Raw genomic sequence first — 7344 nt, 5'->3', positions numbered from 1 at the left:
CGCGTCCACCGCGTCCGTCTCGTTGTCGCGTATCTCGGTCTCGATGTCGAACGGCACGCCCGTCGCGAGATCCTCGACCGCGTCCACGACGCTCGTGCCGAGCCCGGTCCCGTCGTAGTTGATCGGGAACACGAGCGGCACGTCGTCGATCGCCGCGCCCGTGTCGAGCGCGATGTTCTCGCAGTGCGTCTGCCCGAGCGTGCCCACCGAGCCGTTGTAGATCGGCAGCACCTTGGCGTGGATCGTGTCGAGCGCCGCGACCGCGTAGTTGTACGAAGGTGCCTCCGGGCTGATCGCCGTCCCGTAGGGGCTGTAGTTTCCGGGGCCGTTGTGGAATGTGATATCGGTCATCAGCATGATGATCGGGATCGCGCCAGGCCGGAAGCACGGGTACCCGTACTGGCCGGCCGGGCACGACGTCTGCGCTTCGAGGTAAGTGCCGAGGCTGCCGCCGGTCGCGATCGCCCAGAGCGCCGGGACCTGGCTCTCAGGGCCGTCGGCGCCGTAGTGGGTTGCGAGGAGGTTGACGCCCGCCTGCGCCTCGGCGGTGTCCCCCGTCATCTCTTGGAGCAGGGCGAACACCTTGTCTCCCGACGCCGAGTCGCCGAACGGCGAAACGGGGTAGTCGTCGAAATACCCCACGCCGAACCAGGCGAACGGGATGATCTCCGCGATCTCCGGGATGATCGTCGAAGTCAGCGTGTTCTTGAGGTTCGTGATCGCGCCGCCCATGCTGCCCGTCGTGTCCATGGCGAAGAACACGTCCGCGAACTGGATGTTCGTCTGGAACACGAGCGTGTCCTCGGTCGGCTCCGGCGGATCCGTGTACGGCATGAGGAAGTAGAAGTTCCCCTCGGCCTTCGGGTTGGAATCCGGGTCGTTCGGATCGGTCCCGGCGTACCACTCGACGAAGTCCGAGAACCCGTCGTCGTCCGAGTCCGGGTCGTTCGGGTCGGTGCCGTTCTCGATCTCGATGCTGTTGGAGAGACCGTCGCCGTCGTCGTCGGCGACCGGGTCCACGCCGCCGTCGGAGTCGGAGTCTGAATCCGAGTCGGCGTCCGTGTCCACGTCGGTGTCCGAGTCCGTGCCGCCGTCGCCGCTACTGTTCGAGTGGTCGTCGCCGATGCCCTGACAGCCGAGCAGCGCCGCAAGCCAGAACCAAGTCAATATACGCGTCATCCGCGCACCTCTCTTTCTCGTAATGCCAGTGTACTCTATTTTCGCTTGTCCTCGAAGCTCTCGTGGAGTTCCTGGAGGAAGTACCACTGCTCGGGGTGGGCGCGGACGCGCTCCCCGAGGGAGCGGTAGAAGCTCTGGATCACGTCGCCGGCGGCGAGGGAGTGCCTATCGATCTCGTAGCGGAACGTCTCGTCCGAGGTGCGCACGAGGAACGGCGTCACGACGATCAGCTGATCGTCGGTGAAGTGCCGCAGGATGAGGTCCATGCCCGAGCCGCCGAAGAGATCTCTGCCGAGCAGCTTCACGGGACGGCTGAACTCGTTGTTCTCGTCGAACACGTTGGACAGCACCTCGCGCTGCTTGAGCCGCACGAGCATCTCCATCGGCACGTCGACCGTCGGGTCGGCGAGGTTCAGGAGGTTCGCCCGCGCCGTGCCGTACCGCGCGGCGATCGTGGCGCCGTTCTCGCGGAGCATGCTCCCCACCTGCCCTGGGAAGTTGCCGACCATGCTCGCCTCTATCCCGTTGGCCATGAGCACGCTCGCGAGCAGATAGGTCGCGCCGAAGTGCGACTGGGCGACGAACACTCCCTTGCGCGCCGCGCGCGCCTCGGCGAACACCTCGAGGCTGCCACCGAGCTCGACGCGGTTTCTGGCGATCCAGTACGCCTCGTACGTCTTCACGAGCGCGAACAGCTTCTCGTAGTAGTGCGCCGCGATCCCCTCGAGCGCCGCGTCGAGCGCCGCGCCGTCGCAGGCGAGCCCCATCCGCTCGAGGTTCGCGGAGATCCGCGCGACCTCGCCCGGGTTCACCCCGAAGTAGCGCAGGCCGAGCTCGACGATCCGCGGGCGCCCGAGCTTCCACGCGCTGCGCCGCACGAGGTCGAGGTTCTCCTTGTTCAGAAGGTGTGCGCTGAGGCCCTTCACGGCGTCTCCTCCGTCACTCCCTGTCGCCGCGGTTCGCGGTGATCACAGCGCCCGCCATCTCGACGATCTGGAGCGGCACCGGGACGAGCTGCTCTCGCTCGTCCCGGAACTCGACGTCGGTGATCGCGTCCGCGACGACCTCGCCCGTGACCTCGTGGACGAGGCGCTGCCCGAAGGTGATCCGCTCGGGCGCCACCCTGATGAGCCCGGTGCGCACGCTCAGCCAGTCGCCGAGCTTGGTCGCCTTCAGGTAGCGGATGTCGAGCCGCGAGACCGAGCTCCGGTAGCGCCGCATCCAGGTCGCCTCGCCGAGATCGGGCCAGACCGCTCGGATCATGTCGAACAGGGCGCGCTCGCAGAAGCGCACGTACGACACGTGGTAGGTGATGCCCTGCGTGTCCGTGTCCTCGAAGTAGACGCGGTAGCTCGTGCGGAACGGGAACACGTCCTCGACCGTGAACGGCACGGGCTTCGTGCGATCCGCCGCGAAGTCCGGCGCCACGAAGCTGGACACCGGCAGCTCGGGCGGCACGGGGACGAGCTTCATCGCGCCGTCGAGGAACAGCACCTCGACGCTCGCGTCGACCACGAGATCCCCGGTCGCGACGTCGAAGAGCCGCTGATCGAAGGCCGCGCGGTGCGTGCTCGTGCGCCGCAGCCCGGTGCGGACCTCGAGGCGCTGGCCCATCCCCACGACCGTCGCGCACCTCGCCTCGATGCGGTAGACGTTCACCACGTACTGGTCGAGCCAGGAGCCCTTGCCGGCGCCGTGGCAGATATCCTCGATGGCCTCGAGGCGGCCGCGGTCCATGTACCTGAGGTACGAGCTCGCGTCCGCGTAGCCGCGCGAGTTCAGGTCGTTGCCGTAGACGCTGATCTTCAGCCTGTGCCGGTAGTGCTCGCTCTCGGACTCGGGATCGAGCGCGCTCGGGATGGTCGCGGCGCGCACGTCAGCGGGCTCCCGCCCCCGGCCGGCCTCGGTCGGCGGGTGGACGCGAATCCTCGGCGCGCGATGCTCCATGCCGAGCTCCTGCATCACGGCCTGCGCGGTCTGGACGCCGGTCATGATCGCGCCCTCGTAGCCGCCGCCGGACCAGGTCCACGCGCCGGTGAGGAACAGCCCGTTGATCGGCGTGCGGTTGCGCAGCCGCTTCGGGACCGCCTGCTCCCTCGTCTGCGCGAACCCGTACACCGCGCCGTCGTGGTTCCGGCTGAAGCGCGCCATGGTGCGCGGCGTGCCGAACTCGATCACCTCGGCGTGGTCGAGGAGTCCCGGGAACTGCCGCTCGTACTTCGCGAGCAGCCGCGCCTGCACGTCGGCCTTCTCGGCGTGGTACGCCGCGTCGTCCATCAAGAACCAGTCGCGCGCGGTCGTGGGCTCGACGAACGACACGATGCCGCACCCCGGCGGCGACATGTCCTCGTCGATCCCCTCGTTGCACGTGGACGACCAGTCGGTGCGCTCCACCTCGTGGGCGCACGCCTTGCGGTACGACTCCGCCGGATCGGCGTCGTAGAAGCGGAAGTAGTTGCCGTGGGGGACGCCGAGCTCGCTCGGCGGGCAGTCGAGCCCGGTGTACGCGACGTAGAAGGAGATCGAGGGCTGCATCTGCCCGAGGCGGTGGCGGAACACCCGCGACACCTCGTCTCCCGGGATCAGCTCGAAGAACGTCTGGTACGGATCCACCGCCGCGACGACCGTCTTCGCCGCGACGAACCGGCCGTCGGCGAGCTGGACGCCGCGAGCCGCGTCGCCATCGACGACGATGCGCTTCACCTCGGAGCGCGTCGCGCACTCCCCGCCGCACTCGCGCAGCCGCTCGACCAGGATGCGCACGAGCGACGAGCCGCCGCCCACGATCTGGTAGGCGCCCTCGAGCCACGCGCTCGAGAAGACGCAGGTCGAGAAGATCGCCGTCGCCCGATCGTGCGGCAGGCCGAGGTACATCCAGGACGAGCCGAGCACCGCGATGAGCCGCGGATCGGAGACGAAGCGGCGGAGCACGTCGTCGAACGACGCGTTGCCTAGCGCGATGCTCACCCGCTGCTCGAGCGGCACGTCGAACTCCGGGTCCATTGTCGGCCCCATGATGTCGTTCTTCAAAGTCGTCACGAACGCGAACAGCGCCTCGAGCCCCTCGCGCTCTCGGGGGAACATCTCGCAGAGGTACGCGAGGCTCCCGGCCCGCCCGTTCGGCACCTCGAGCCTGAGCCCCGGCGCGTCCGCGGTGAAGAGGCGCTCGTGCCGGACGAGCTTGAGCCGCTCGTACACGCCGAGGCTCTCGAGGACGCCGTGCGTCATGCCGCCGGGATCGAGGCCGCCCACGTAGTGCAGCGAGACGTCGAAGTGGTAGCCGCGCCTGCGGAAGGCGTGTGCGTACCCGCCGGCGACGCGGTGCCGCTCGAGCACGCAGACCTTGAGCCCCTGGCGCGCGAGCTCGAGCGCGCAGGTCAGGCCGCCGAGCCCCGCGCCGATGACGACCGCGTCGTTTCCGTCGAACGCCGCCTCCCCCACGAGCCTCTCGTCGACGTCCATCATCGCTCAGCCGCCCGCCGCTTCGATGGTCCGCAGGACGAGCCTATCCATGGCGAGGATCGGGCGCCCGTCCGGCTCGCGCACGACGAGATCCACGACGGTCCGCTCCGCGTCCATCTCGTGGGCGCGGCACACGACGATCGAGCGCCTGTCGCGCGTCGGCCCGAGGACGTGCAGCGCGCCGATCTCGAACGGGATCTCCATCCGATCGAAGCGGATCATCGCCCACGCGGCGGCGGCCTGGACCGCCATGTCGGCGAGCACGGGGTTGAAGACGAAGCGGCCCGGGACCGCGATCGACGCCATCGCGTCGTCCGTGAGCCACGCGCTCGCCAGGAACAACCCGTCCTTCTCGGCCGTGGCGCGGATGCCGCGAAAGGCGGGGCCCGTCTTGAGCGCGCCCGAGAACTTCGAGTCGAGCAGCCGATAGAACCCCGCGCCGCCCGCCGCGCCCTCCTCGAGCAGCGCCGCGACGTCCTTCTTCGAGACCTTGAAGTCGTCCGCTGGCGGCGCCCCGCCCGCCTCGAGGCGGCACGACGCGAACGCGAGGTTCGCGAGCGCCCTGCCGGCGAGCGCCGGCCGGTCCTTGGGGACGACGTAGGCCGAGTCGCCGTCCTCGACGACCTCCACCGCAACCTCGCCGGCGCGGACGCCGAGCGGGCGCCGGAACTGGATCGCGGTCGGCGTGCGGCCGCTCCCCTCAGTCGCCTCGGCGAGCAGCTCGACGACGAACGTGCCCGGCACGACCGGCTCGAGCCGCACGAGGTGCTGCCGGATGTACGGGTGGTGTCGCTCCGAGAAGACGGCCAAGGGCGGCCCGCCGACCGGGCCGTCGAAGAGCAGCCGCTCCTGTGGCCGCGCGGCGAGCGGGAACTCGGCGATCGGCCGCACCGAGGTGAACGGCGCGGAGGCGTTGAACGCAGCGACACGCTGGTGCGCGGCGCCGAGCGTCGCCTCGGCGTACAGGCGCACGCCGGTCCGGACGTCGAGCGGCTGCAGGCCGACCTGCGCGAACCGCTTCGCCTCCTCCTCGGAGACCATGCCGGTCCCGACCCAGGCCGTCCACTCGACGGTCTGCGCCTTGACGTGGGGATGGCGCGCGCCGATCTCGGCGACGAGCCACGCGAGCAGGTCGTTGGCGAGGCCGTAGTCGGACTGCCCCGCGTTGCCGAACAGCCCCGCGATCGACCCGAACGCGCTGAGCAGCTTGACCTTGGACCAATCGAGCGCGTCGAGCATGGTGAAGATCGGGTCGAGCTTGGTCGCGACGGTCGCGTTGATCGCGTCGTCCGCCAGCTCGGTCACGAGCTTCGACTTCTGGATCCCCGCGCCGTGCACCACGCCGCGCACGATCTCCTTCGCGTCGGCCAGCTGCGCGAGGAGCGCCGAAAACGCCTTCGCGTCCGTGACGTCGCAGCGCTCGTAGCGCCCCTCCACGCCGGCGGCCTCCATCGCATCGAGGTTGCGCGAGAGCTCCCACTGCGATCTCGCCTTGGCGCCGATGCGCTTCGCCTCCTGGAGCTTCTTCCCCTCGTCCTTGACGAGGCGGATCTCCATGTCGCGGATCACGCCGTCGATCCTCTCGGGCGGCGTGCGGAGCCACTCGGGGCGGCCCATGGGCAGCTCCGTGCGGCCGGTGAGGAGGAGGCGGCAGCCGGTCCGCCTTGCGAGCTCCATCACGCACTCGAACACGACGCCGCGCGCCCCGCCGGTGACCAGGACGAGATCGCCGCGCGAGAGCGGCGCGAGGAGCGTCCCCGCCGGCGCGAGCGCCGAGGTCCGCGGCACGGCGGCGCCGGAGCCGGTCATGCCCCACTCGAGCTGGCCCGGGACGAAATCGATCGACGCCTCGACCGCGTCGAGGATCCCGTGCTCGCCACCGTCGACGAGCTGCACCGCGCACTGGGGGAGCTCCCGCGCCAGGCAGCGCACGAACCCCGCCGGGAACGCGCCGAGCGGCCGGGCGAGCGCCGGGGTGGTTCCGAACGCGCCGTCCATGGCGACAGGAAAGATCACGCGCCTCGGCTTCTTCTCGAGCGCCGGCACGAGCGCGCGCGCGGTCTGGTACAGCGTCGCGACCTCCTTCGCGAGCGCCCCCCGGAGGGAGCGGCCGTCGAACGGCGCTTCGATCGCGCCGGCGTGGGCCAGGTAGACGATCGTGTCGCAGGCGTCGATCGCGCCGGCGACCTCGATGACGGACATCCGCGCGACCCCGGAGGCGCGCGCCACGTCGACCTCTACCCCGCGCTCGCCCAGCCGCTTCTTCAGCTGCGCCGCCGCGGCGTCGTCTTCGGCCGCGATCGCGAGGACGCGCCGGCACGCGAACGGCGCGGCAGCGCTCCTGTCGAACGGCGCGGCGACCGACGCGAAGAGCCTGACGTCCGAATCGGTGTACACAGCAGGAGCGGTGGATGTCTCTCTCCCAATGGTCCCAGCTGTTGCAGGTGTCCCACCCATCCCCGCCAAACTCTCGGCGAGCTGCGCGATCGTCCGCGCGCCCGTCGGCCGGACGCTCGGATCCAGCCCGTGCTCGGTCGTCAGCGACACCCAGATCTCCGCGCGCTGCACGGAATCCACCCCGAGATCCGCCTCGAGGTCCAGGTTCACCTCGAGCATCTCCGGCGGGTAGCCGGTGGTCTTCACGAGCTTGTCCTTGAGGCGGCCTACCCAGAGGGAAGCGTCGGTGGACCCAATGGACGGAGT

Annotated in this window: 4 protein-coding genes; all 4 read right to left on the bottom strand. The window is 70.0% G+C overall.

Going from position 1 to position 7344, the window contains the following annotated elements; all coding sequences use genetic code 11:
* Positions 1–1179 (bottom strand): hypothetical protein (locus M0R80_30450; GenBank protein MCK9463960.1); only part of this gene is annotated, 1179 nt, incomplete at its 3' end.
* Between the two features lie 35 nt (positions 1180–1214).
* Positions 1215–2105, bottom strand: coding sequence for a hypothetical protein (locus M0R80_30445; protein MCK9463959.1), 891 nt, complete (start codon positions 2103–2105; stop codon positions 1215–1217).
* A 13-nt stretch (positions 2106–2118) separates the two neighbouring features.
* Entirely contained in the window at positions 2119–4644 is a 2526-nt protein-coding gene (locus M0R80_30440; protein MCK9463958.1) for an FAD-dependent oxidoreductase, read from the bottom strand.
* Positions 4645–4647: 3 nt separating this feature from the next.
* Positions 4648–7344, bottom strand: a 2697-nt coding sequence (locus M0R80_30435; GenBank protein ID MCK9463957.1) for a KR domain-containing protein, incomplete at its 5' end; no start/stop codon positions are given.

The sequence above is a fragment of the Pseudomonadota bacterium genome, from assembly GCA_023229365.1.
In the GTDB taxonomy this organism is placed as follows: Bacteria; Myxococcota_A; Polyangia; order JAAYKL01; family JAAYKL01; genus JALNZK01.
This window is presented reverse-complemented; position numbering and strand designations above follow the sequence as displayed.